The sequence below is a fragment of the Thalassospira profundimaris genome (genome assembly GCF_003326755.1).
Lineage (GTDB): Bacteria > Pseudomonadota > Alphaproteobacteria > Rhodospirillales > Thalassospiraceae > Thalassospira > Thalassospira profundimaris_B.
The window spans coordinates 148,689-173,681 of sequence record NZ_JPWH01000001.1 but is presented as its reverse complement, the minus strand read 5'-3'; the positions used below and the strand labels follow the sequence as shown (position 1 = coordinate 173,681).

Below are 24,993 nucleotides of genomic sequence, written 5' to 3'. Positions count from 1 at the left end.
TTAGCCCTTCTCCGAACCGGCAATGCCCGGGGCCGCCATTGTCATATCCGCCAGGACCTCGGCAACATGGCGCACTTCCATGTCCGACCCTTCACGGCGCAGCTTGCCTGCCATATTCAAAAGGCACCCCATATCGCCAGCCACCAGCATGTCGGCACCGCTATTTTTAATGTCTGTGGTTTTATCGCCGACCATTTTGCCGGAAATTTCCGGGTATTTGACGCAAAATGTCCCGCCAAACCCGCAGCAGGTTTCAGGTTCCTGCAATTCCCTGATCTCAAGACCCTTCACACTACGCAACAATTTACGCGGCTGTTCCTTAACCTTAAGCTCCCGCAAACCCGAGCAACTGTCATGATAGGTAATGCTGCCCTCAAAGGCAGCGGCAACGCCATCAAGCTTCATCACATCGGTTAAAAACGACACCAGTTCCCAGGTTTTGCCCGCCAGCGCCCTGACCGGTTCGGCCAGTTCCAGGTCATTGGCGAACAGTTCGGGAAAATGTTTGATCATCATACCCGCACAGGACCCGCTGGGGGCAACCACATAATCATGGTTTTCAAACATCGCAATCAGGGGCCTTGCCACCTTGCGCGCCGATTCCAGATCGCCGGAATTAAAGGCTGGCTGACCACAGCACACCTGCTCCATCGGCACATCAACAACGCAGCCTGCCTCTTCGAGCAATTTAACCGCGGAAAAGCCAACAGTCGGGCGGAACATGTCAACCAGGCAGGTCACAAACAAACCGACACGGGGTTTGGATGATGGTGACGACGCAGACGATGCCGATGATGGCGCAAAAGACATTCCGATTCCCTCTCTGATAGGCGCATTGGCAGGCATGATATGCGGGATCTGTCTGCTCTTTTGCCAAAAATATCTAATTGGTATTACCAATTTTGTATTCTGCGGTCCAGCCTTTGATGCAGGACGATCTGAAAAGCATTCCAGAAATCAAAGAAGAAAAAACCGGACTAAAATGGCAAATTCTGTTCAGGTTCCTATGATTTTTTCAAAATTGATATAATCAATACATTCTAGTCAATATCTTTGCAGCCGACATTCCGGTTTTCAGGGTTTGTAATGGCCTTGATAAAATTGCTTTCCGGGTCTGCATTCAGGTCAAATTTGCGGCGCATCGCCAAAAAACGTCCATCACGATAAAATTGTTCAAGACTGTTTTGCAAATCCGTTATGTCGGTATCGGGACTGTCTTTACTCAGGGCAAAATACAAATAACACACCCGGTAGCTTGTCAGCCGACCAATATCTATTTCCGGCTGTTCGGAACTATGGGTCAAAAAATCAATCGATGGGACCCCCATTGCCAAAACATCAACCCGGTCAGCATTTAACATGGCAAAAAGCTGCTCATCCCGGGCAAAGGCAACAACGTTTTGCGCACCCCGTTTGCGCAAATAATGCTCGCGGGCAGAGCCCATCGCTACGCCGATCCGGGCAGATTTGAAAATTTCAGCAAGCGAGCGCCCCGCCCAAACCGAATTTTTACGACTATATAAATTCCAGAATGTGCGACTGATGGGACCAACCCATTTCAGTTTATCTTCACGGTCCTCTGTACGGGTTGTCGGATAAATAACGTGGCGCGGGCCATATATTGTTTCCTGATAGGCCCGTTTCCAGGGTTGTTGCGGTTGCTCGACAAAGGAAAGCCCGGCATCCTCAAACAGGTTCCGGGCCATCGCGTCAAAAAACAACTGTTCGGGGCGCCCTTCCTCCATATCACGGGGAAAACTCTGATGCAGAATATACGGGGGTACCTGTTCCGTTAAGGTCGCATCGGGCAATGTTGCAAATTGTTGTTGGGCGTATCCCTGCCTTGCAAACACAAACAGACATATCAATACAATGCCAGTATTCAAGCCTGTCTTAAGGCCCAAAACCCGCAGTTTTTTTCGACCGACCAACACCCTCACCCCCCGACATGATGCGTGCTATTTCAACCAGACAGCATCTTTTATTTTATCTGCAATATAGGCCTGATGACGTGCGATTTCTTCGGGTTTTGCCGCATGGGGCCGCGGTTCACGATACGGTTTTGCCGATTTGACCACCCGATGGGCCGAACCCAATTCAGACTGACCCGACAGGCTGGAATCCAGGCCCAACCCGTGTTGACGCCCGCCCAGAAGTTCCAGATAGACCATGGCCAGCAAATCGGAGTCCAAAAGTGCGCCATGCAGGGTACGATTGGAATTGTCGATTTTAAAACGACGGCACAGGGCATCCAGGCTAACAGGTGATCCGGGAAATTTCTTGCGCGCCATTTGCACTGTATCGATGGCACGGTCATTGGCAATCAGCGGTTTGTTCAGCCAACCCAGTTCCGCATTCAAAAACTTCATATCGAACGCGGCATTATGGATCACCAATTTGGAATCATCGCCAATAAATGCCAGAAAATCATCAACAACTTCGGCAAAAACCGGTTGTTTTGCCAAAAACTCATCGCCCAGCCCGTGCACATCAAAGGCTTCTTTGGGCATGGACCGCTGCGGATTGATATATTGATGATACTGATTGCCCGTTGGCATGTGATTGACCAACTCGATACAGCCAATTTCAACCAGCCGATGATCGGCATAGGGGTCCAGACCGGTTGTTTCCGTATCAAGAACAATTTCACGCATGGCAGTTCCGTTATGTCCGATGTGTCAGTTGGCGGATAATGGACTGAATTGCCCGAAATGTCACTGCACGTCCCAAACCCGTCGGAATAATAAAATCGGCCTTCCGCCGTTTTTCCCGATCAGGCATTTGTTTTTTAAGGATTTCGGTAAATTTTTGCGAGGTCATGCCCGGGCGTTTCAGGACCCGCTGCCGTTGAATAAAGGCTGGGGCTGATACCACCGCAACATAATCGCACTGCTTTTGGCCGTCGGTTTCAAACAGCAAAGGAATATCAAGAACCACCAGAGCAAAGCCCGCCCGCTGGCAATTGCGGATAAAATCATTTCGTGCGGCACGAATCAGAGGGTGCAAAATGCCCTCCAGCGCCTTTAACGCAGTCTGATCAGCAAAAACCCGGGCGCCCAATAATTGACGGTCAATTTTACCATCCATAATCACATCCGGAAAAAGTGCGGCAATATCGGCAAAGGCCGACCCATCCGGTCGGGTTAGGCTGTGGGCATTTGCATCGGCATCATAAACCGGCACACCAAGATGGCGGAACATGCCCGCCGCCGTTGACTTGCCCATACCGATGGACCCGGTAAGACCGAGAATTTCCATTTACGAAAATCCCATTATTCCTGCGATACGCCCAAGACGAAATCGCGTAATTCAGCGCTAACAGCCGGATCAATGCCAAACCAGCGATGAAATCCTGGCCGGGCCTGATGCAAAAGCATGCCCAACCCGTCAACAATCCGGTTTCCACGGGCTTCTGCCTGGGTCAAAAGCCCGGTTTTAAGCGGTGCATATACAATATCGGTGACAATTGCCTGCGCAGCCAAACCGGCAAGGTCAATTTCCAATGGCGGCTGCCCAACCATACCAAGGCTGGTGGTATTAACGAGTAATGCCGCATCATCAAGGCAATGATTGGCCTGTTCCCAATCAATAACCCTGATACGCGGATCATTGATTTCACCTGCCAGGGCCGTAGCACGGGCCTTTGTGCGGTTTAACAGGCGAATTTCCGGGCAATTTTCCTCCAACAGTGACACAATAATCGCCCGACAGGCCCCACCTGCCCCCAAAATCACGGCTGGCCCGCAAGTAAAATCGATTTCCGGCGCGTTTTGACGCAAATTTTCGATAAAACCAAATCCGTCGGTATTATCGCCCAGTATTTTACCGTCATCTGTAAATGTCACGGTATTCACCGCGCCAATGTGTTGCGCACGATCGCTTAATTGATCACAAACATCAAAAACAGCCTGTTTATGCGGGATCGTCACATTCACCCCGGCAAAGTCCAGATCGCGCAAAGATTTAACAGCAGACACAAAATTTTCCGGGGCAACCGGCAAAGGCATATAGCTACCATCAACGCCATATTTTGCCAGCCAATAACCCTGTAAACGTGGCGATTTGGAATGGGCAACCGGCCAGCCCATCACCCCGGCCAGGCGCGACGTTCCAGACAAAGTGCGAATATTATTTGAATTGTCAAAATCCATCATAAATCCGTCGGGCAAATACAGAACAACAATCAGGCCTTGAGAACACCATGATCACGCAAAAAACCGATCAGGGGCAAAAGTGGCATGCCCAATACGGTAAAATAATCCCCTTTTACCTCGGTAAAAAGCTGTGCGCCCAACCCTTCCAACTGATAGCCGCCGACACAATGAAAAATTTCCTCGCCAGCCTGGTCAAGATACCATTCCAGCCAGTCATCACTAAAATTGCGCATGGTTAAATGGGCGGTATCGATTTTGCCCCAAATGCGCGACCCTTCCTTGTAAACCACAGCCGCCGATACAAGCTGATGACGCTTACCACGCAACGCCTGAAGCTGCGCACGGGTCTGGTCCCGATTCCGGGGTTTATCAAACCAGATCCCGTTACATTCCAGCATCTGGTCAGCCGCAATCACAATGGCATCGGAGCGCTGGCGATACATGCGCAGGGCCTTCATTTCCGCCAGGGTTTCGGCAGCTTCCATTGCCGATGCCCCCTCGGCCTTCATCGCCTGCTTGTAACCATCCTCATCAATCATCGATGCCACGGCTTCGCAATCAATGCCGGCATTTTGCAGCATCGTTAATCGGGCCTTGCTGCCAGATGCCAAAACAAGACGGTTCATTCACTTTCCTCCCGGCGGTCATTCAGGGTCGCCATAATCATGGCTGCCGTTTCTTCGATGGATCGGCGCGTTACATTGATAATTTTCCAATTACGCTGCGTAAAATAGCGTCTGGCCTGAAAAACCTCGTCACGTACCGCAACCGGATCAACATAATCGCCACCTTCACCGCGTTCAATCTGGCGCAACCGGTTTTTCCGAATGGAAACAAGCTGATCCACATCCTTGATCAGGCCAACAATCAACGGTTTTTTCAACTGATCAAGTTCCGGCGGCAAGGGACATCCCGGCACAAAGGGGATATTGGCTGTTTTGATCCCGCGATTGGCCAGATAAACCGATGTCGGTGTTTTTGATGTTCGCGATACGCCAACCACTACCACATCGGCATCCTCCAGATCCCAGGTTGCCTGCCCGTCATCATGGCTAAGCGCGTAATCAATTGCTTCGATCCGGTTGAAATAATCTTCATCCATTTTATGCAGCGCACCAATCCGTCCGTGCGACTGCTGGCCCAGATAACCGGCCATCATGGTGATGGTGGTATCAAGCACATGGCTGTGCGGCACCTGCATGCGCCGGCACCCTTCTTCCAGCTTGCGGCGAATATCGCTGTTAAACACCGTATAAAGAACAATGCCGGGATGACGTTCAATATCGGCCAGAACACGGGCAAGCTGGGCATCGGTGCGGATCAGCGGCCATACATGTTCATGGGCCTGAACATCGGGAAACTGGGCAACACAGGCACGCGCAACCCCGTCCACGGTTTCCCCGGTTGAATCCGACACAAGGTGCAGATGAAAAATGCTGGTCTTGTCGTTCATATCTGCTCCATCGCGAATGCCTGTTTTTTACGCAGTCTCAAAAGGTACTTTTCCTGAATCGGAGTCGGGCCTGTGGATAAATGTGCATAACGGGTGCGACTCCGGCAAAATTCATCAGACGAATTTTATCCCAAGCCCTTTACAAAATTGCTCAAACCAATTGTCCCATTCGGGATAACCGAAAAATTTCTCCCGTGATAGCAGGGATAACGGGCACAAAACCAGTTTATTCCCCGTTATCCCCATTATTCAAAATCGCCTTTTCCCAAGGCAGAGTCTGAGAGTCGTTCAGAGTCGTCCCCAGTTTTCCCCAAGATTGATTGCGACGGATCAAATTATCCGAGTCGCAATGTGGATAAGATGTGAACCAAATTTAATCCCGGTTATCCACAGGAAACCACTAACAAACAACATCCTTTTTTCTTTAAAGGGGTTTTGTTAGGAGAACGGTGGAAAAACGGCCTGGATAGGTCACGGCCCATCTTGGGCACCGTGGACCGGGGATCGAAAAACAGGAACTGGACAAACATATGCCTGAACAAAAGAAGCTGTTTCTGCGTGCGTTAGCTGGCGAAACACTGCCAACGCCCCCCATCTGGCTGATGCGCCAGGCCGGTCGTTATCTTCCGGAATATCGTGCCACCCGCGCAGAAGCCGGTTCGTTTCTTGATCTTTGTTATAACCCGGATCTGGCCTGTGAAGTAACACTGCAACCGCTGCGCCGTTATGATTTTGATGCCGCCATTCTGTTTTCCGACATCCTCGTCATTCCCCAGGCGCTGGGGCAGCATTTGGCCTTCAAGCAGGGTGAAGGCCCCCAGCTTGACCCCATTCGCGATGAAGCAGGCCTTTCACGCCTGAATATCGATGGCATTCATGATGTCCTTGGCCCAATTTACGAAACCGTCAGCAAACTTTCGTCTGCCATTCCCAAGCATACAGCCCTGATTGGCTTTGCCGGTGCCCCCTGGACGGTGGCGACCTATATGGTTGAAGGCAAGGGCAGCAAGGATTTTGCCAATATTCGTCGTTTTGCTTATGGCGATCCGGCTGGTTTTTCAAAACTGATCGATATTCTGGTAGAAGCCACCACACAATATCTGTTGGCACAGATCAAGGCCGGGGCGGAAACCATCCAGCTTTTTGAAACCTGGGGTGGTGTTTTGTCGGAAAACGGTTTTCATCGCTGGGTAATTGAACCAACCCGCAAGATTGTTGAAAACATCAAGGCCGTGCACCCGGATATGCCGATTATTGGCTTTCCAAGGGGTGCGGGTTTGCATTTGACGGATTTCAAAAATCTGACCGGGGTGGATGCTGTTGGCCTTGATAGTGGTGTTCCGCTGAAATGGGTTGCCGAAAATCTGCAAAAACTGGGTCCGGTGCAGGGTAATCTGGATCCGATGTATCTGATTACGGGCGGTGATGAAATGTTGGCCGAAACCCGTCGTATTCTCGATACGCTGGGCAAAGGGCCTTTCATTTTCAATTTGGGTCACGGAATTACGCCGGAAACCTCCCCTGAAAATGTTGCCAAGCTGGTGGATTTCATTCGTCGCGGTGGATGAATTATTTCATCAATGAAATCCATTGGAAAAATCAATTCGTAATGAAACGCAACTTCATTGCTTTATTGAGGGTTCCTGTCATCCTGTGCGCAGGATCAGAGCGGATTTTTTGATTTACGGCCAAATGGTGCATTTCGCCAAGGCGGAATGACGGAAGGATTTTGTCTATGCCCGATCAAGTTCAAAAAAAACGTGCCATCATCCTGTTTAATCTTGGTGGTCCGGATGGCCCTGATGCCGTAAAACCGTTTTTGTTCAATCTTTTCAATGACCCGGCTATTATCAGCCTGCCCAATCCGTTTCGGTTTTTACTGGCAAAGCTGATTTCATCGCGGCGCGAGCCGGTCGCACAGGAAATTTATGCCCATCTTGGGGGGAAATCCCCCCTGCTGGAGCTGACCCAGGATCAGGCCAATGCCTTGCAAACCAGCCTGAACGACCTTGATGACGGTTTTGACAATCGCTGTTTCATTGCCATGCGCTATTGGAAACCCTTTGCCGATGAAACAGCCCGTGCGGTCAAGGCCTGGGGTGCTGATGAAATGATTTTGCTGCCGCTTTATCCGCAATTTTCAACCACAACCAGCGGATCATCGGTCAAGGACTGGAAACGGGCCTGCCGGGAAATCGGTTTGAATGTGCCGATGAAAACCGCCTGCTGTTACCCAACCAATGCCGGATTTGTCAGTGCCACGGCAGAAATGGTACGTGAAGGCTATGAAAAGGCGTTGGCTGAAAATAAAGGGGCGCCGCGTCTTTTGTTTTCCGCACATGGCGTGCCCAAGGCAGTCATTACCAAGCGTCAAGACCCCTATCAGTCGCAAATTGAAAAATCGGCCCAGGCAGTGGTGAATGAAATGGCCATTCCGGGTCTGGACTGGCTGGTTAGTTATCAAAGCCGTGTTGGTCCGATGGAATGGATTGGTCCGTCAACCGAGGATGAGATCAAACGGGCCGGTAAAGATGGCGTGCCTTTGGTGATTGTACCAATTGCATTTGTAACCGAACATTCCGAAACCCTGGTGGAACTGGATATTGAATATCGCGAAATTGCCGATCATTTGAATATCCCGGTTTATCAGCGGGTCAGAACAGTGTGTTCGCATCCCAAATTTATTGGTGGTCTCGTAAATGTGATCAATGAAACCCAAACAGCCCTCGACCAAAATGGTGCGGATAGTGATAGTGCCCAGACCCGTGGCTGGTGGTGCCCGGATGATCATGTTTGTGCAACAGCCAAACAGCCGGGCTCTACACATTGATCCGGCTGCTTTGAAAAATCAAAACCGAGAGATCGATGGATTTATATAGCATTATCAAGTCATTACATGTCATCAGCATCATTGCCTGGATGGCGGGTATGCTTTATCTGCCACGTCTTTATGTTTATCATTGCGACGTTGCACCAGGCTCGGAAGCTGATGAAAAATTCAAAATCATGGAACGTCGTTTGTTACGCGCCATTATGAACCCGGCCATGATTGCCAGTTGGCTGTTTGGGGGATATCTGATCAGCGTGACCGGTGCCATGACCGAAGGCTGGTTTCACGTGAAACTGCTATGTGTTGTCCTGATGACGATTACTCATATGATGCTGGCAAAATATCGTCGCGTTTTTGAGGCGGGTGCCAATACCAAACCGGCAAAATTTTATCGTATCCTGAACGAAGTACCGACGATCCTGATGATCATTATCGTCTTTATGGTCATCGGAAAGCCCTTCTGATTTTATTTCAGAATATCGGAACGACCAAAATAGAAAAAACCCCGTTATGAAAAACGGGGTTTTTTTTGTTTTAAGATATTTTATAAATATCTAATTCTATAAATCAGGCGTTACCGGCCGGGGTGCTTTCGGCGGCTTGCGCGTATTTTTTGCGAAACAGGTCGGTAAAATCGATCGGGTGCATCATCAGTGGCGGGAAACCGCCATCGGCTGTCAGATCGGCAATGATTTTACGGGCATAAGGGAACAGCAAACGCGGAACTTCGATCAGAAGAACCGGCAGGCGGTGTTCATCGGGAACATTCAGGGTAACAACAGCGCCATATTGCAGTTCGGCAATGAAGGCGACTTTTTCGGCGACTTCTGCCTGAACGTCGATTTTTAACACCACTTCATGCAGGCGCTGGTCTTCGGTTGTCCGGGCCTGAACATCAACATCAATGTTGATTTTGGGCTGCTGTTGCAGGGCAACGCTTTCCGGCGCATTCGGATTTTCAAACGACAAATCCTTGATATACTGGGCATGAATGGTGATCGGATTGCCAGCCTGCTGTTGTGCTGCTTCCGTGCCTTCTGCACCGGTGGTATTTTCAGCCATTAAAAGATAACTCCCTCAAATCCTGGAATTGGTCAGAAAAAAGCCGCCTCCTTCTGGTCGGGCAAGAGACTGTCATTTGACCTGTTCCCGCCTTTTTCAGAACCCGTCGCGAAACCGGCTTTTTTCTGACATCAAAGGTTCGGTGCCCCCAAGGGGCATACGAAAATAACGCCTGATGGCCTAGCATGTCTGGATCAGACGGGCAAGATCAAGGCGCGGACAACGCCGTTTTTGCCTGTTTTGCTGACCGTACCGGGTAACACGAAGAGGGGTAAACCTTTTGGAAATATCGCCGGAAAAACCGGTTTTAAATCAGTTATTTCAATGCGATGACCTTTTACTGATCATATAAAAAGGCCGGGTTTGCGGCCCGGCCCCGTATATTGCATTTTGCGTGTCCGATATTGGATATCGGGTTGTTATCCGGGATGCACTTAGTCACGGGGTGGCAGATTGCGATTTTGATCATCCGGGTCAGATGACGTTTCATCGGAATTGCCATTACGCTGATCAAGATCTTCGTAATCCCCGTCAATGATCGGGCCGCTGCCCGGGCGATGGCGCCCGCCAGATGACGAGGGACCAGCCGAGCCAAACGGATTGCCACCAGGTTTGTGGCCGCCCTGGCGCGCATTTGCCCCAAAGGACATGCGCATTTTTCCCGATTTCATCAATTTCAAAATCACACCGGCACCAATGGCACGGCGCAACGGCGGAATCAGGAGCAAAAAGCCCATTGTATCGGTGACAAAACCGGGCGTTAACAGCAGGATACCGGCAATCAGGATACAGACACCGTCAAACAGGGGGCCAATGGGCATTTCGCCACGGTCCAGCTCCTGCTGGGCGCGGGCAAGGGTTTGCAGGCCTTGCACCCGCATTAATGATGTGCCCAAAATTGCCGTCAAAATGACAATTGCAATGGTTGGCCATAATCCAATCAGTTCGCCTGCCTGAATAAAAACGGCGATCTCAATGATCGGCATGACGACAAAAATGCCAAAAAGAATAAAGCCCATAATTGCTCCGTCTGGCGCTGGCTATTTGTAAACAAACAGAATTGTCTATAACGCAACATTTTGTATCAAATGCTGTCAAGCTATTGCGATACCGACATAACTGGACAAAAATGCGGCATCGCGCCAGCAATCTGATGTTGTTTTAACACGTTTATCGATGTTCTGGTGAAGTTGATCACATTTTTCCTGTTTGGACAGTTGCCCTTGCATTCAGATAAGGCCATACCATTTCACGAACACAGGCTGTATGATGGCGGTTGCCGTCCGTCGACACCCCAAAAGCATGAGTCCGGAATTGCAATATTTTGATATAATTCTATTTGCTCTGATTGCTGTTTTTCTGATTTTGCGCCTGCGCAGTGTGCTGGGCCGTAAAACCGGCAATGAGAAGCAGGGTCCAACCGACATTTACGGGCGTCGCACCCGCGATGATGCAAACGGCGTGTCGCCGCGCGAGAATTCTGGCACACAAAGCAGCGATAATGTGTATCGTTTGCCGGATGCGCAAAAGGGGAATGCGGCTGATAACCCGGTCTCCAGTCCGGCATTGACACAAATCCAGCTTGCGGACAGTTCCTTTAGCCAGCAGGACTTCCTGAATGGCGCGCGCATGGCTTTTGAAATGATCGTTGAAAGCTTTGCCAAGGGTGACAAGGATACGCTGAATTCCCTGCTGTCGCCCGAGGTTTACAAGAATTTTTCCAGTGCGATTGATGCCCGTGCCAATAGTGACGAGCATGAAGAAACAACCCTGGTCGGCATTAAGTCAGCGGTTATCGATGATGCAAATATTGAAGGGCGCACCGCCTATATCACGGTGAAGTTCGTTTCCGAAGAAGTGTCGATCGTGCGTAACAAGGCGGGTGATGTCGTTTCTGGTGATCCCAATCAGGTGATTGAAGCCGAAGATTTGTGGACCTTTGCCCGTAATCTTGAAAGTTCCGATCCGAACTGGCTGCTTGTTGCGACCGAAACGCCTGGTGATGAAGGCTGATTACCTTTCCCGGGTTTGGCAGGTTTGATTTTGATTGAAAGGCGGGTCTGTCATGTGCAGGTCCGCCTTTTTTGTGAAATCTACTGCCTCTGATTCTGGTTTTTTAACCGTTTCTGGTGACACTGTGCCGATAAAGTTTTGGTTCCGGTCTGTTACATGGCGGCTTTTTTGACCCATAAATCTTCTTTCCTGCTCCGTGGTATTTTTGTCGGCTTTATCGCCCTTCTGGTAACAGGGGGGGCGGCATGGTTTTTCTGGCCGCAAATTTCCCAATATATTACGCCGCCGGAAAAGCCGGATCACTTAACCCTGTCCCCTGCCCGTTTTACCGATCTGGATGGCTGGCAAAGCGACAATATGCAGCCGGCCCTGATTGCGTTCCAACGCTCCTGTGAGCGCATGTTAAAGCGTGCTGACGATAAAAATATTGGTCCTGATCCGCGCATGGGCACGGTTGCAGACTGGCGGCCAGCCTGCCAAACGGCCCTGGAAATTGATGCCCAAACCATTCGCAGCGAAGATCTTAGAACCTATTTTCAAACCTATTTTACGCCTTATCTTGCCGGGAATAACCATGATCCGGTCGGGCTTTTTACCGGCTATTACGAACCGGAACTTCAAGGCAGCCTGACCCGGCATGATGCCTATCAAACCCCGCTTTATCTCAAGCCCGATGACATGATCGATATTGATCTGGGGGATTTTCGCGAGGATCTGAAGGGGCAAAAGGCGGTTGGCCGGTTAACGGGGAAGAAGGTGGTTCCCTATTTTAACCGCAGCGAGATCGAGGCAGGTGCCCTGTCAAACCGTGATCTTGAACTTGTCTGGGTTGATGATGCGGTGGATGCCTTTTTCCTGCAAATCCAGGGCTCCGGCCGGGTGGTTTTGGATGATGGAAGTATTTTAAAGGTGGGTTATGCGGCCACCAATGGTCAGGCCTATTTTGCCATTGGGCGCGAGCTGATTAAACGCGGGGCGTTGACGCCCAAAACCGTTTCACTTCAAACCATTCGTCAATGGCTGCATGACAATCCCGACCAGGCCGATGACGTGATGAATATGAACGCATCCTATGTCTTTTTCCGGCAATTACCCGGCGATCCCGATGCCGGTCCGATCGGGGCACAGGGGGTGCCACTGGAAACCGAACGGTCGCTGGCGGTTGACCGGCGTTTTCATGCGATGGGGGTTCCGATTTGGCTTGAAACCCGGGATGCGATGAATGCGGATCGCAATTTTCATCAATTGATGATTGCCCAGGATACCGGCGGGGCCATTCGCGGTCCGGTGCGCGGCGATATTTTTTTCGGCCCCGGAGAAAAGGCGGCGTTGCATGCCGGTCATATGAACCGCCAGGGGCAAACGTATCTTTTGTTACCACGCAGTATTTCCATTGATGACCCGGCAACAAACCGGCAGGATAACAGCTAAGATAAAATTCTATCCGGTTCTGTTTTCCCGTTGTCAGGTACGAACCTTTGATATGATCCGTCATATTGTTTTGGTGCAGGTGCCCTATCATGCCGATCCGGCTGAAAGGGACAAAGTTTTTGCAGCCCTTAAGGAAATTGCCCTGGAAACGCCCGGTATGCTGGCATTTTCAGTTGGTCGCAATTTGGAAAAAGATGGCCTGCATCAGGGATTTACCCATGCCTTGACCATTGATTTTGTCAATATTGCCGCTAAAAATGATTACCTTTCCAGCCTGGATCAAAACAATGCAGGCAATCGGCTGACCAAATTGGCCGAAGGCGGGCTTGGCGGTATTCTGGTGATGAATATGGAACTGGACCCGGTAGGGCCAGATGAACCTGCCGGACCGGAACGACCCCGCAAATTGCAGGCAAGCTGGGGTTAGTCTGATATGAGGGCGGCATAAAAAACCCGGCCAGGATCAATTTCCTGCCCGGGTTTTATTTTGCGGTTTTTTCCGATCAGTGCCGTTTTACTGTGCGGCAACCGTGTCGTTATTGGCAGTTGGCGCTGTATCGCCTTTACAGGCGCGTGATTTACGCTGGCGCTGGCTTTCCGATTTTAGCTGACCACAGGCTGCCAGAATATCGCGGCCACGCGGCCAGCGGATTGGCGCTTCATAACCATATTCATTAAGTGTATTGGCAAATTTCTTGATGCCCGATGTCGGCGTGCATTCATAATCCGATCCCGGCCATTTATTAAACGGAATCAGGTTGAATTTGCAGTGAACGCCCTTCACCAGTTTTGCCAGTGCCCGCGCATGTTCCGGCTGGTCATTGACACCCTTCAACATCACATATTCCATCGTGATGGGGCGCGAATTGGACATGCCGGGATAATGGCGGCAGGCATCCATCAGTTCCTTAAGCGGGTATTTCTTGTTGATTGGCATGATTTCATTGCGCAGATCATCTTCCGGCGCATGCAGTGAAATTGCCAGGCCAACACCCAGATCCTCGCCCGCGCGGACAATTTCGGGCACCACACCAGAGGTGGACAGCGTGATACGACGGCGCGAAATCGAAATGCCTTCGCCGTCCATCGCAATGCGCAGGGCATCGCGGACATTTTCATAGTTAAACAGCGGCTCGCCCATGCCCATCATGACGATGTTGGACAGGCGACGTACCCCATTGGCCGGGGTCGGCCATTCGCCATAGCTGTCGCGTGCCACCATGAACTGGCTGATGATTTCGCCCGGTGTCAGGTTGCGCACCAGAAGCTGGGTACCGGTATGGCAGAACTTGCAGGTCAGCGTGCAGCCCACCTGGGAGGAAACACATACCGCACCGCGTTCTTCGTGGCGGTCGGGGATGTAAACGGCCTCGGCCTCGTTACCGTCACCAAAGCGCATCAGCCATTTATGGGTGCCATCTTCGCTAAGCTGATCTGCGGTCAGAACCGGGCGCCCAATAACGTAATCCTGGCTTAAGCGTTCGCGCAGTTTGACCGAAATATTGGTCATGCCATCAATGCTGGTGACACCGCGATTATACATCCAGTTCCACAGCTGTTTGACGCGAAACTTGCTTTCTCCCATACCCGATAGAACTTCGGTCAGTTCCTCGCGGGTCATGCCAATCAGGTCCTTGCGGCCATCGGCGGTTAATCCGCCTTTGGCCCGGGCGACAAAATCGGCCAGACCGGGTTTTGACGCATCAGCAACCCCGGCGTCAGTCTTAACCGCTGCGGGCGCAGTGCGGGCCGTGGCGACATCAGGATGCTGATGCGACGGGGCCATATCGCTAGTGGCGGTGTGTAAGACATCGCTGTCGGTCATTCCGGTCTCTCTCTTGTCCTGCAAGGGATGCTGTGGTGCTTTGGTGCTTTGGCCTGGTTTCTGCGGTATTCGTGGCAGCCAGACATAACATATTTGCGTGCTGCCTCATATGGGCATGGCCGTTGCCAATGCAAATGCCAGTGCATATTTGGCAGAAAATTCGATGTTATGAATGGCTTAAAAACACGCAATCAAGATGATCAACGCCAATTCTAAAAAGCAGTCGCCCCGCATATAGCGGAGCGACGATCATTTATAAACGATAAATTTCACATTGCAGCCATCAGGCCCAAACAGGGCCGGAGCGTTTCGGGTCTGTGCCATCATCAGCGTTCCGGGCCTCGCAAGCCGTCTTGTTCGATATTAATCGACGGTCTTTGCGTTGCAAGCCTTTGAAATGGCGTTATAGGCATCGGTAAAACCGGAAAGCGAATAGGTGTCCGTCGTTTTGGTATCACGCGAGGAATAGCCCACGACGGTCATTTTCATGCCGGCTTTCATCGCCTTGACCAGCTTGCGGTCTTCTTCACTGTTTACGGCCCAGGCTGAATCATCATAGGTGAACAGTTTAAAACGATTCGAATCGACACGGACGTCAACTTCGCTGTTTTTCTTGTAGGTATAACCGGTGATGAAGCTGACTTCGTTAAACAGTTTCAGGGCGGGGCGATGCGTGACCATCACGTAAATTTTGCCACGCTTGGTATAGTCGCCTTTGGCCGACGTTGGCTGGCTGCCCATATAACAGACTTTTTTGCCCTTTTCCGTATAGGTATAGGCTTCCCACTTGTTGTAGACGTCGATCAATTCCGGGGAATTCTGCGCAAAGGCCGAACTGCTGCTGGTCACGGAGACCATCATGGCGATGGCGCCAATAACGGTGCTTTTGACGAGACGATGTACTGCTTTTTCCATTGTATCCGCGTAACTAATCTGTGGTTATCAGGATCTTGGTGCTGGCCTGAGGTCAGCAGGCGTACATTGCGACTAAAATGGACATCCGCACCACGGGGGTGGTTTTGCCGGGCCATTTTGATCACATTATAAACCGGTTAAATCATTACCGACCAATGTGGCCGTGAAAGGTAAAGATTCGACCAAGGAATCACAGCTTTTTCACCATTGGCGGATGTATTTTCCGACCCAATTTTCACCCCTGGTGCGGTTTCCGGGATTTTACAATCTCGTCCAGGCATTCCTGAAGGTCTATTTTGCCGTCGCCATTGCGCAACCGGGCCAGCATATGCACCAGAACCGGTTTTTTACTGTTGCCCTGCGGATAAAAGAAAACATCCAGCGCACATCGGTCGGAACGATATTGCCATACCTTTGCCGATCCTTCCCCGCGTTGCATCTCAGGCTTGCCCAGTTTGGCCTCGACTGCTTTGCCATCCAGATTGGCAAGCGATGCCGCTGGGATCCGTACAAAGGGGATGGCGGCGGTTTTTTTCGGTTTGGCCGGTTTGACAGGCGGCTTGCGTGCTGCAAGTGCGGCAGCCTGATTATTGGCTTTCTGCACCGTGTCATCTTTGACTTTGTCTTGATGACCGGGTGTTGTTCCGTCGCTATAGGATGCCCCGTTCAGGGTTTGGTTGCCGTAAGTATTGTTTGTCGCACCGGGGGGAACGGCATTACCGGCACAGGCTGCCAGCAAAACGGACAGACCAAGAACGGATAAAACGGCACACAGCCTTTTCCGGGAACTGAGAGGCAGCTTCCCGGAAATGCCAGGCAGGTTTTTTACACGAACTGACGCAGCCACGGATCAGGAATCGTCACTTTTACGCGGAATGGTGATGGCAGCAGACGGTGCCTGGCGATGGGCCGGGTCATCGTTGCCTTCAACATAATCAAGGCTGCCCTTGATGCGCGCGCCGCTGGCAACCTGCAGGCTGCCATAATTGATCGCGCCCTGGATGTCTGCCGTTCCCGTAATGGAGACGCGATGGGCATTCAACTCGCCCTGAAAGGTGCCGCTGATTTCGGCTTCATCCACCGTCACCGTGCCGACAAAGGTGCCGCCGTCGCAAATTTCAATGCGCTGGCAATCATTGATCTGGGCTTCGACATGGCCCTCAACAACCAGAATGTCGCACGAGCCAATTTCACCCGACAGGCGGATGTCGCGCCCGACCGTCAGTTTTTTGCCATCATTGTTGGAAACCGGATTGCTGGGACGGTTAGCACTGCCGCGGGTCGGAATTTCCAACGGACGTTTCGGGATTTCCGGGCGGAAATTGGTAGAATGCGGTTTGCTGGACATTGCGGGTTCATCCTTGGTACGCGTCTGGGTAAACAGGCGCGGTTCGCTGCGTTTTTCAGGTGTATTTTCCGGTTTTTCTGCCGGTGATGATGCTGATGTTACCTCAGGCCGGGCAATCGACGTATCATTCTTTGCGCCGGTTTCTTTCGGTTCCAAAGATGTATCGGACGAAGCGGGTCTGCTGTCGACTGTTTTGTTGGCTTTTTTCTTACCGAACATGGGATTGACCAATCCTTGTCTTGCAGTTTATGGCGAGAGGCAGCGCCATGATGGGTGTGACATTAAAACGGGCTTTGTCGCCCTTAAGCGATGGCACCGGGCTGGAACGCACCAAGACGGATGCTGTAATGCACCATGAAGGCCGTTGCAATGATGGGTGCAATCAGATTGACAATCGGAATCGTCATAAGGAAAGTCAGGCCAATGCCGGCAATCCAAAGTTTCATCTGGCGGCGTTTGCGAAAGGCCGTCATGGTGGAAATATCATAGCGCCGGGCGGCAACCAGCTCAAAATACTCGCGCGAGAGCAGATAACCATTCATGCCGTAAAAGGCGATGACATAAAACGGGCCTGTAATGAGCAGCGGCAAAATCAGAATATTGAGGAACAATGCTGTCAGCGCAAATTTGAGACCGCTGATCAGTGCCTCGACAATCGGTTGTTCGCGCGGTTGTGGCAGATCAGGATAATGTTTTTCTTCAACTGCCTCGGCAATCTGGTCCAACAGCAGGCTGCTGATCAGAACCGTGACAGAGGGAAATAACAGCAACACCAGAACCGCGAGGCCCACCCCCAAAAGCCAGTCAACAGCGGTTTCAAGCCATCCGCCATTGGTAAAAAAATCAATTGAATTCAGGGTAAAGCCAATCGCCGCCCACAGGGCGATAATGGTGACAATCGCACCGCCCACCCCGATCAGAACCACCCGGCGAAACCGGGGATCGGAAAACTGGGCCAGGGATTTCATGAAATCATTGATCATTTTTTCGGGTTGGGTCCTGTGTTTATGCAATTGGTCATTTGCCAAATCCGCCCGTTTCCATCTGTAAGGACAGATCCACGGGAGGTGATTTTCATGACGTCTTACCGTGATAGGCAATGAAAATTAACAGCCGGTGAAGCCCGCGTCTTCTTTTGCCAATAACGGCGAAAAGATGCAAATAATCGTTATTTTTATATCGTTTTTGCCGCCACCGGGTTTCATGATTCGTGATGGTGGAACACACGGCATCAGGATTATTGCAGACAAAAAAGACGCCCGGTCAGGGGGATAACCGGACGCCAGAGCTCCGTATCTTGCGGAGCGCGAGGACCGGCAGGGGAAACCGGATCCTCACCAGAGGTCTTCCCGAAATTCGGGAAGCCTTGTAACATCGACTCATATGGGAATGAACTGGCCGGAATGCCAGTATATGTGCCGACATGGCGGCCATTAATTTAACGCATGGCGATGCGAAAAACGGCTTATGACCTGGTGTGAAAATTCCGGGCCTAGTTACCCCGGCCCACCCAGATCCGTTTGAATTTAAACAGCTCGGGGTCCAGTTTCATGCCTTCCTGGGCATTATAAAGCGTTACCGTTGTTTCAATCCCGGTCGCATCTTCAACAACCCATTGGCGCAATTGCAAAGGATTATCCTGGAAAACCAGGGTCACATTGCCCGCACCGGGGTCGGATTTGCGAATCAGCGTGATGCGAATGGTTTCGGCTGTGCGGCGGAAATCGGTAATCTCGACATCACGGCTTAACGAAACCTTGTCGGCCAGAATCAGCCCTGCCGGGGTTTCATCAATGTTGAAATAGGTCGGGGCGTTGATTTCCTTGTCGTAATAGATGAAATCATGCCCGGTCGCGACCAGCAGAATTTGCGAGGGCGGCGCATATTCAAAGCGCATTTTGCCCGGTCGCTGCATGTAAACTTCACCTTTGGCGGCTCCGCCATCTGACGAGATCTGGACAAAGTCGGCCTTTAGCGTCGTGATCCCGTTCATGTAATCCTCGATCCGGGAAACGTCTTTTTGCTGGTCGCTTGTCAGTTTTATTGCTTCGTCAGCCTGGGCACTGGCCGGTGCAAACATGCCGGTGCCGACAAAAGGCAAACCGGTGATGGCGGTCCCGGCCAACAGGGCTGTTAGCGCAAGCGGACGAACCGCAGAGGCAATTTTTTTGGCAGTTGTGGCGAAGCGCAAATTTAAACCCATTTAAGTAGCCTGTTTGTCAGAACCGCTTGATGCAATGGCAATTGCGAAAGGCCAGCGGCAGGTGATAGTTATTTCAGTAATCATATCGCATCATTTGGCGTTCAAGGCCAGCCCGGTCAAGTAATGCCTGCAAATGATCACAATTGGCGGAAAGTTGCCTGAATTGGCCGCCGCGACAAGGAGATACCCGGAAGATGAGCCGTATTGTCGCCATCCAGATGGACCCGGTGGAACATATCAATATCAAGGGTGATTCAACCTTTGTCATGGGTCTTGAAGCACTTGCACGAGGTTATCAGCTTTATCACTATCATCCTGATGACATGTTTTACGATCAGGGCCGCGTAAAGGCAAAGGTGCGCCCGCTGATCCTGCGTAATGAAGCAGGCAATCATTATGATTTGGGCGACGCAAAGATCATTGATCTGGCCCGTGAAACCGACGTGATCCTGATGCGCCAGGACCCGCCCTTTGACATGAACTATATCACGGCAACCCACCTGCTTGAAGCGATCCACCCGGAAACCTTCGTGGTCAATCATCCCGGCTATGTGCGCAATGCGCCGGAAAAGCTGTTTGTCACCGAATTTCCCGACCTGATGCCGCCCACCATGATCACCCGGTCACTTGAACGGATCCGCGATTTTCGCAAGCAGCACAAAGACCTGATCATAAAGCCGTTATTTGGCAATGGCGGCGCAGGCGTGTTTCATATCAAGCCCGATGATGAAAATATCGCCTCGCTTGTTGAACTGTTTGCCGCCCAGTCGCGCGAACCGCTGATGGTGCAGGCCTATGTGCCGGCCGTGCGCAAGGGGGATAAGCGCATCATTCTGGTCGATGGCAAACCGGTGGGGGCGATTAACCGTGTACCGGCGGATGGCGAGGCACGGTCCAACATGCACGTTGGCGGTGTTGCCGAAAAATCGATGCTGACCGATCGCGAAAACGAAATTTGTGAACGCATCGGGCCGGAGCTTAAAAAGCGTGATCTGATTTTTGTCGGCATTGATGTGATTGGCGATTATCTGACCGAAATCAACGTGACCTCACCGACCGGTCTTCAGGAAATCAACCGGTTTGATGGTTCCAAACTCGAAGGTCTGATTTGGGATGCCATTGAAACGCGCCTGTCCTGACGGGTCTTGATCGACATTTTAACCCCTTTGACCGTTACCCGATGGTCAAAGGGGTTTTTTGTTTGCAGGGCATGGGGATTATTGATCTTTGCCACGATAATGTCATAGCGGCTCGTCAGGGTTAATTTTTCCGGAACCTGTCCCTGTTTCAGGGCGTATTATTTGTTCCAGGATGCGGCACAATTGGCAAAAGGCGGCAGTATGAACGAAGCACGTGACGAAACTTCTGGTTCCTGGCTGGCAGGGCCTTTTTTGTTTGGTCGCGGGTGCCATGCCGGTATGGCGCGAATTTCCGCTCTTGTTGTGACGGGCAACGATGTTTCAGCCCCGCTTTTGGCGCCAATGGGCAACGGGGCGGTTCGGCCTTTAAAGCTGGCGGAAAAATTTGGCCGGATTTACTGGCGCTATGATTTTGGCCTGCCCCAACAGGCCGGGGCCTGGTACACGCTTGAGGATTGTCACTTCCCTGTATGTACCGATCTGGATGATGATGTTCGTCTGGCGTTTGTCTCCTGCAATGGTCAGGAAGATGGCGATCTTGACCGCCCGATTGAGGATCGAAATGCCCTGTGGGCGGATTTGTGTGACCGCCATGATGTGCAGCCGCTTTCTCTGCTGCTGCATGGCGGGGATCAGATTTATGCCGATAAGGTCTGGCAATGCCACCCCGATATTGCAGCCTTTCAAAGCGCCTCGACCCGGGAAAAACGGGCGACGGTTTTTACCGACGGGATGGCCGATGCCGCTTTGAAGTTTTATCTGGACCATTATCTGACCATTTATAATCTGCCCCAGATTGCCTATCTGATGGCGCGGGTGCCGTCTTTGATGATGTGGGATGATCACGATATTTTTGATGGCTGGGGCAGCCATCCGGGCGGGTTTCAGCAAATGGATGTGCCGCGGGGCCTGTTTCAGGCGGCCCGTTATGCCTTTATGCTGATGCAGTTATGTATCGCCCCTGATGGCACGGAGATGCCCGGTGGCGTGTATGATCGCACGGCCCATTCCTTTGGCTGGCGCTATGATTATCCCGGTTTTACCGTGATTGCGCCGGATTTGCGGTCCGAACGGCGACGTGATGCCGTGATGGGCGAAACGGGCTGGCAGGTGATGGAAAAAATGCTGGCCCATATCCCCGATGGCAATCGTATTTTACTGATGTCGAGTGTGCCGGTGATCGGCCCGCGCCTGTCGGTGGTCGAAAAGATGTTGGGCATCATGCCGCAGGCCCAGAAATATGAGGATGACCTGCGCGACCAGTGGCAAAGCCGTGCCCATCGGCGCGAATGGTGCCGATTTCTGGAATTGGTTGAAGCTGTCGCGAATGAAAATGATCACGACATCACCCTGCTTTCGGGGGAAATCCATTTGGCAACGCGCGGTACTTTTGACGTTCGATCGCGGGTCATTCACCAATTGGTGGCATCGGGCATTGCCCATCAGGCGCCACCGGGTCTTTTTGCCCGCTGTCTTGGCTTTTTGGCCTGGCTGGGCGAAAACCCGTTGCCGGGTCGCCCAACACGGTTACGCCCCCTGCCCGGTCAGAACAGCGTTTATGTCGCGGAACGCAATTATTTGCTGTTAACCCGGCAAAAATCCCTCTGGCGGGCCAATTGGCGGCTTGAACAGTCCGGTTTGGGGCCGGATCTGGAAATTTGACGGGGCGCGTTGTGATATTGGTAAAATCGGTTATACAAAGGGCCGGAACTTTGCCCCATTTGCCTCATCTGGCCCTCGCAATGATTGGATTGTTAGTACATGACTGAAAAAATTTCCCGTGCGGTTCGTGAACGTGCCTGGGCGAAGGCAAAAAGGATCGAGGGTGAAAACCCCGATGAAGTACGGATGCACAAGGCCAGTGGCATTACCATGAAACGGGCCAGCTTTGGCAAAATGCGCAATTTTGGCTGGACCGTGGTAGAGGGCAAAGCCGTGCCCTGCCGCAAGGAGTTCCTGAAACCGCAGGCCGAAGATCAGGCGACGGACCCTGCTTCGGAAAACAATGCGATTGCCGATAAAGAAGAAGCAAATTCAGAAAACGAGAAAAAATCGTAATCAGAATTTTTAATTTAATCCTGATGTGAGATTTCATTTATCAAATATGCCAGTGAATATCAATTTAGATATATTTGGTATATTTTGATGTGATGACAGATTTGCCATTTACCGCGAACCTGTCGGTAAAGCATTTCAAAATTGCACGTGCTGGTTGCCTGTTGCCGTTTTTGCCGCCAAAGTAGGCGTCTTGGGGGATTAAACAGGCAGCATCATGACCGCACATGTAACAACCGTGGCCTTTGCCGGCATTGAAACCATTGCGGTGGATGTTCAGGTTCAAATGGCCAGCGGCCTGCCTGCCTTTACCATTGTCGGCCTGCCCGACAAGGCGGTGTCCGAAGCCCGCGAACGGGTACGTTCCGCCCTGTCGGCAATGGGTCTTGCATTGCCGCCCAAACGCATCACCATCAATCTTGCTCCGGCCGATTTGCAAAAGGAAGGCTCGCATTTTGACCTGCCCATTGCTTTGGGGCTGCTGGCAGTGATGGATGTGATCAGCCTGGAAGATGTTTCATCCTGGGTGGTTTTGGGGGAATTGGGGCTGGATGGCTCGATTTCGCCGGTGGGCGGTGTTTTACCTGCGGCGATGGAGGCGGCAGGACGGGACTGCGGCATTATCTGCCCCAAACGGAATGGCACCGAAGCCCTGTGGGCGGGCGAACTGGATATTCTGGCCGCCCCCAGCCTGATTTCCCTGATCAATCATTTCAAGGGCAGCCAGATTTTGCCCCGGCCCGTTGCGCTCGCAGCACCGGTATGTGCCGAAGATCAGCCCGATTTGCGCGACATCAAGGGCCAGGAAAGTGCCAAACGGGCGCTGGAAATTGCGGCGGCGGGCGGACATAACCTTTTGATGAATGGGCCGCCCGGTTCCGGCAAATCGATGCTGGCAGCCCGCCTGCCTGGCTTGCTACCCGAGCTGTCCCCCGCCGAAGCACTGGAAAGCACTGTGATCCATTCGGTTTCGGGCATTCTGCCAGAAGGCGGGTTGGTGCGAAGGCGGCCTTATCGTACCCCGCATCATTCGGCCAGCATGCCTGCCCTGGTGGGTGGGGGGCACAGGGTGCGGCCGGGCGAAATTTCTTTGGCCCATCATGGCGTGTTGTTTTTGGATGAACTGCCGGAATTCCAGCGCAATGTGCTTGATGCCCTGCGCCAGCCTTTGGAAACCGGGCAGGTCTCGGTGGCACGTGCCAATGCCCATGTCACCTATCCGGCCCGGGTGCAACTGGTGGCGGCAATGAATCCGTGTCGCTGCGGGTATCTGGGCGATGAAAACATGGCGTGCAGCCGGGCCCCACGCTGTGGCGAGGATTATCAAAACCGTCTTTCCGGCCCGCTGATTGACCGTTTTGACATTCAGATCGAGGTTCCCGCCGTCACGGCAGAGGAACTGGATGCACCTGCAAATGGCGAAACCACGGCCATTGTGCGCAGCCGTGTGCTCGCGGCCCGGGCCCGCCAGCAACACCGTTACCGCGATGATCGCAAGGTCAGTTGCAACGCAATGGCCGATGGCGACCTTTTGACGCGTCACGCCACGCCCGATGAAGAAGGCCGTGGCCTGCTTCAGGATGCAACAAAACGATTGCGGCTTTCAGCCCGTGGCTATCACCGTATTTTACGGGTGGCGCGCACCATCGCCGACCTTGCCGAAACCGATATTGTCCGGCGGACACATATTGCCGAAGCATTGATGTACCGACAGATGGTCTATCGTCGCGGATAAGCAGGCTTTTTTTCAAAGAGAAAGGCGGGAGGGATAACTGGACAGGTCAGAAAGGCGTTCAGGCGGGAGTGTTGGAGATATTTTACCAATTGTACCGGACAGCTTGAAAGGAATTCAGCCAAACCAGGTTTCGTCATCTTCAAGTCGGGAAAATCGGTAAACACTCGATGGCGGTACATTTCGTATGGTATGGCCAACGCGTGCGGCTTTCAGGCCCAGTCGATCCAGAATGCTGGCATGGACCGGACAGCGCGGGCTGTAGGTAAATTGATAAAAATGTCCGCCCTGCCGCAGATAGCGGAATGCGCCGCCAAGAACCCCCATCACCTGGCGCGGATTCATCGAAAGCAACGGCAAACCGCTTATGACTGTACCCAGATTCTGTTCGGGGTAAAGATTGGCGCGACCCAGCCGGGTGGCATCCATGCACACAACCCGCGCCTGCGGAAAGCGATTGGCAAGGGTTTGTGCAAAATCTTTTCCTGCCTCGATCAGTGTCAGGTCATGTTGATCAAGGCCGCGGGCCAGAAGGCCACGGGTAAATACCCCTGTGCCCGGGCCAAGTTCCAGAACCGGGCCATTTTCCGGGGTTACTTCCCGGGTCATAAGTTCTGTCAGGGCGGGCCCGGAGGGGCTGATGGCGGCAACACGTCGGGGATCAGCAACCCAGGCGCGTAAAAACGGCAAAAGATCGGACATGGGGTTTTCCATCCTTCCGGAAGCGGGGGGAACCGCTTGGCATTTGTTATCAGGCGCTGATATATGCTCGCCAGAAGGTGGTGATTTTGCGGCAAATTTACCAATTTTTGCAGACGTCATTGCCCGATTGT

The 24,993-nt window shown here is 52.0% G+C and carries 26 protein-coding genes; 10 read left to right on the top strand and 16 right to left on the bottom strand.

Annotated elements, in window-relative coordinates; genetic code table 11:
• The 7 genes from TH25_RS00795 to TH25_RS00765 all read right to left on the bottom strand — a co-directional run bounded on the left by TH25_RS00795 (window position 1) and on the right by TH25_RS00765 (window position 5,607).
• Window positions 1-810 carry a (Fe-S)-binding protein gene (locus tag TH25_RS00795; RefSeq protein WP_114086525.1) on the bottom strand — a complete coding sequence of 270 codons (810 nt, stop codon included), beginning with the start codon at window positions 808-810 and terminating at the stop codon, window positions 1-3.
• A gap of 230 nt (window positions 811-1,040) precedes the next feature.
• A complete protein-coding gene (locus TH25_RS00790) occupies window positions 1,041-1,745 on the bottom strand; it encodes a substrate-binding periplasmic protein (RefSeq protein WP_147252960.1) in 705 nt (234 codons plus the stop codon).
• Between the two features lie 213 nt (window positions 1,746-1,958).
• On the bottom strand, window positions 1,959-2,654 hold the full coding sequence (gene dnaQ, locus TH25_RS00785; RefSeq protein ID WP_114086523.1) for a DNA polymerase III subunit epsilon: 696 nt from the start codon (window positions 2,652-2,654) through the stop codon (window positions 1,959-1,961).
• 10 nt (window positions 2,655-2,664) lie between these two features.
• A complete protein-coding gene (coaE, locus tag TH25_RS00780) occupies window positions 2,665-3,258 on the bottom strand; it encodes a dephospho-CoA kinase (protein ID WP_114086522.1) in 594 nt (197 codons plus the stop codon).
• Between the two features lie 14 nt (window positions 3,259-3,272).
• On the bottom strand, window positions 3,273-4,151 hold the full coding sequence (locus TH25_RS00775) for a shikimate dehydrogenase (RefSeq protein ID WP_473243018.1): 879 nt from the start codon (window positions 4,149-4,151) through the stop codon (window positions 3,273-3,275).
• A 32-nt stretch (window positions 4,152-4,183) separates the two neighbouring features.
• Complete coding sequence (locus TH25_RS00770; RefSeq protein ID WP_114086520.1) at window positions 4,184-4,780, bottom strand: Maf family protein; 597 nt, start codon at window positions 4,778-4,780, stop codon at window positions 4,184-4,186.
• Complete coding sequence (locus TH25_RS00765) at window positions 4,777-5,607, bottom strand: pyruvate, water dikinase regulatory protein (RefSeq protein WP_114086519.1); 831 nt, start codon at window positions 5,605-5,607, stop codon at window positions 4,777-4,779. The genes TH25_RS00770 and TH25_RS00765 overlap by 4 nt, the downstream gene beginning before the upstream one ends.
• Window positions 5,608-6,137: 530 nt before the next feature.
• On the opposite strand from TH25_RS00765, the gene hemE reads away from it, so the two are divergent.
• From hemE to hemJ, 3 genes are all read left to right on the top strand, one after another.
• The gene (gene hemE, locus TH25_RS00760) at window positions 6,138-7,175 is read left to right on the top strand and encodes a uroporphyrinogen decarboxylase (protein ID WP_114086518.1); all 1,038 of its coding nucleotides are present in this window, start codon (window positions 6,138-6,140) and stop codon (window positions 7,173-7,175) included.
• A gap of 167 nt (window positions 7,176-7,342) precedes the next feature.
• Window positions 7,343-8,437 (top strand): ferrochelatase, encoded by a 1,095-nt coding sequence (hemH, locus tag TH25_RS00755; RefSeq protein ID WP_114086517.1) that lies wholly within the window; start codon window positions 7,343-7,345, stop codon window positions 8,435-8,437.
• A 35-nt stretch (window positions 8,438-8,472) separates the two neighbouring features.
• Window positions 8,473-8,901 (top strand): protoporphyrinogen oxidase HemJ, encoded by a 429-nt coding sequence (hemJ, locus tag TH25_RS00750; RefSeq protein WP_114086516.1) that lies wholly within the window; start codon window positions 8,473-8,475, stop codon window positions 8,899-8,901.
• A 103-nt stretch (window positions 8,902-9,004) separates the two neighbouring features.
• Here hemJ and secB read toward each other — a convergent pair whose 3' ends face one another.
• Window positions 9,005-9,499: a protein-export chaperone SecB gene (gene secB / locus TH25_RS00745; protein ID WP_114086515.1), complete on the bottom strand. Its 495-nt coding sequence runs from the start codon at window positions 9,497-9,499 to the stop codon at window positions 9,005-9,007.
• A 434-nt stretch (window positions 9,500-9,933) separates the two neighbouring features.
• On the bottom strand, window positions 9,934-10,518 hold the full coding sequence (locus TH25_RS00740; RefSeq protein WP_114086514.1) for an FxsA family protein: 585 nt from the start codon (window positions 10,516-10,518) through the stop codon (window positions 9,934-9,936).
• A 247-nt stretch (window positions 10,519-10,765) separates the two neighbouring features.
• Between TH25_RS00740 and TH25_RS00735 the strand changes: the two genes are divergently transcribed.
• From TH25_RS00735 to TH25_RS00725, 3 genes are all read left to right on the top strand, one after another.
• Window positions 10,766-11,512 (top strand): Tim44/TimA family putative adaptor protein, encoded by a 747-nt coding sequence (locus TH25_RS00735; RefSeq protein ID WP_258548972.1) that lies wholly within the window; start codon window positions 10,766-10,768, stop codon window positions 11,510-11,512.
• Window positions 11,513-11,680: 168 nt separating this feature from the next.
• Complete coding sequence (gene mltA, locus TH25_RS00730; RefSeq protein ID WP_258548971.1) at window positions 11,681-12,943, top strand: murein transglycosylase A; 1,263 nt, start codon at window positions 11,681-11,683, stop codon at window positions 12,941-12,943.
• A 52-nt stretch (window positions 12,944-12,995) separates the two neighbouring features.
• Complete coding sequence (locus TH25_RS00725; protein ID WP_181847306.1) at window positions 12,996-13,370, top strand: Dabb family protein; 375 nt, start codon at window positions 12,996-12,998, stop codon at window positions 13,368-13,370.
• Window positions 13,371-13,457: 87 nt separating this feature from the next.
• On the opposite strand, the gene rlmN is transcribed toward TH25_RS00725, so the two are convergent.
• The 6 genes from rlmN to TH25_RS00695 all read right to left on the bottom strand — a co-directional run bounded on the left by rlmN (window position 13,458) and on the right by TH25_RS00695 (window position 19,234).
• Complete coding sequence (gene rlmN / locus TH25_RS00720) at window positions 13,458-14,768, bottom strand: dual-specificity RNA methyltransferase RlmN (RefSeq protein WP_258548970.1); 1,311 nt, start codon at window positions 14,766-14,768, stop codon at window positions 13,458-13,460.
• A 363-nt stretch (window positions 14,769-15,131) separates the two neighbouring features.
• A complete protein-coding gene (locus tag TH25_RS00715; protein ID WP_114086511.1) occupies window positions 15,132-15,683 on the bottom strand; it encodes an invasion associated locus B family protein in 552 nt (183 codons plus the stop codon).
• Between the two features lie 235 nt (window positions 15,684-15,918).
• Complete coding sequence (locus TH25_RS00710) at window positions 15,919-16,530, bottom strand: hypothetical protein (protein ID WP_147252959.1); 612 nt, start codon at window positions 16,528-16,530, stop codon at window positions 15,919-15,921.
• 3 nt (window positions 16,531-16,533) lie between these two features.
• Entirely contained in the window at window positions 16,534-17,187 is a 654-nt protein-coding gene (locus TH25_RS00705; RefSeq protein ID WP_258548969.1) for a bactofilin family protein, read from the bottom strand.
• Between the two features lie 146 nt (window positions 17,188-17,333).
• Window positions 17,334-18,014: an EI24 domain-containing protein gene (locus TH25_RS00700; protein WP_114086922.1), complete on the bottom strand. Its 681-nt coding sequence runs from the start codon at window positions 18,012-18,014 to the stop codon at window positions 17,334-17,336.
• A gap of 509 nt (window positions 18,015-18,523) precedes the next feature.
• Entirely contained in the window at window positions 18,524-19,234 is a 711-nt protein-coding gene (locus TH25_RS00695) for a LolA family protein (protein ID WP_258548968.1), read from the bottom strand.
• Between the two features lie 194 nt (window positions 19,235-19,428).
• On the opposite strand from TH25_RS00695, the gene gshB reads away from it, so the two are divergent.
• The 4 genes from gshB to TH25_RS00675 all read left to right on the top strand — a co-directional run bounded on the left by gshB (window position 19,429) and on the right by TH25_RS00675 (window position 24,163).
• Window positions 19,429-20,373, top strand: a complete 945-nt coding sequence (gene gshB, locus TH25_RS00690) for a glutathione synthase (RefSeq protein WP_114086508.1) — start codon at window positions 19,429-19,431, stop codon at window positions 20,371-20,373.
• 201 nt (window positions 20,374-20,574) lie between these two features.
• The gene (locus tag TH25_RS00685) at window positions 20,575-22,035 is read left to right on the top strand and encodes an alkaline phosphatase D family protein (protein ID WP_114086920.1); all 1,461 of its coding nucleotides are present in this window, start codon (window positions 20,575-20,577) and stop codon (window positions 22,033-22,035) included.
• Between the two features lie 99 nt (window positions 22,036-22,134).
• Entirely contained in the window at window positions 22,135-22,431 is a 297-nt protein-coding gene (locus TH25_RS00680) for a hypothetical protein (RefSeq protein ID WP_181847305.1), read from the top strand.
• A gap of 214 nt (window positions 22,432-22,645) precedes the next feature.
• Window positions 22,646-24,163, top strand: a complete 1,518-nt coding sequence (locus TH25_RS00675; protein ID WP_114086507.1) for a YifB family Mg chelatase-like AAA ATPase — start codon at window positions 22,646-22,648, stop codon at window positions 24,161-24,163.
• Between the two features lie 114 nt (window positions 24,164-24,277).
• Here the strand turns inward: TH25_RS00675 and TH25_RS00670 are convergent, their stop codons facing one another.
• Window positions 24,278-24,862 carry a class I SAM-dependent methyltransferase gene (locus TH25_RS00670; protein ID WP_114086919.1) on the bottom strand — a complete coding sequence of 195 codons (585 nt, stop codon included), beginning with the start codon at window positions 24,860-24,862 and terminating at the stop codon, window positions 24,278-24,280.
• Window positions 24,863-24,993: the final 131 nt, after the last annotated feature.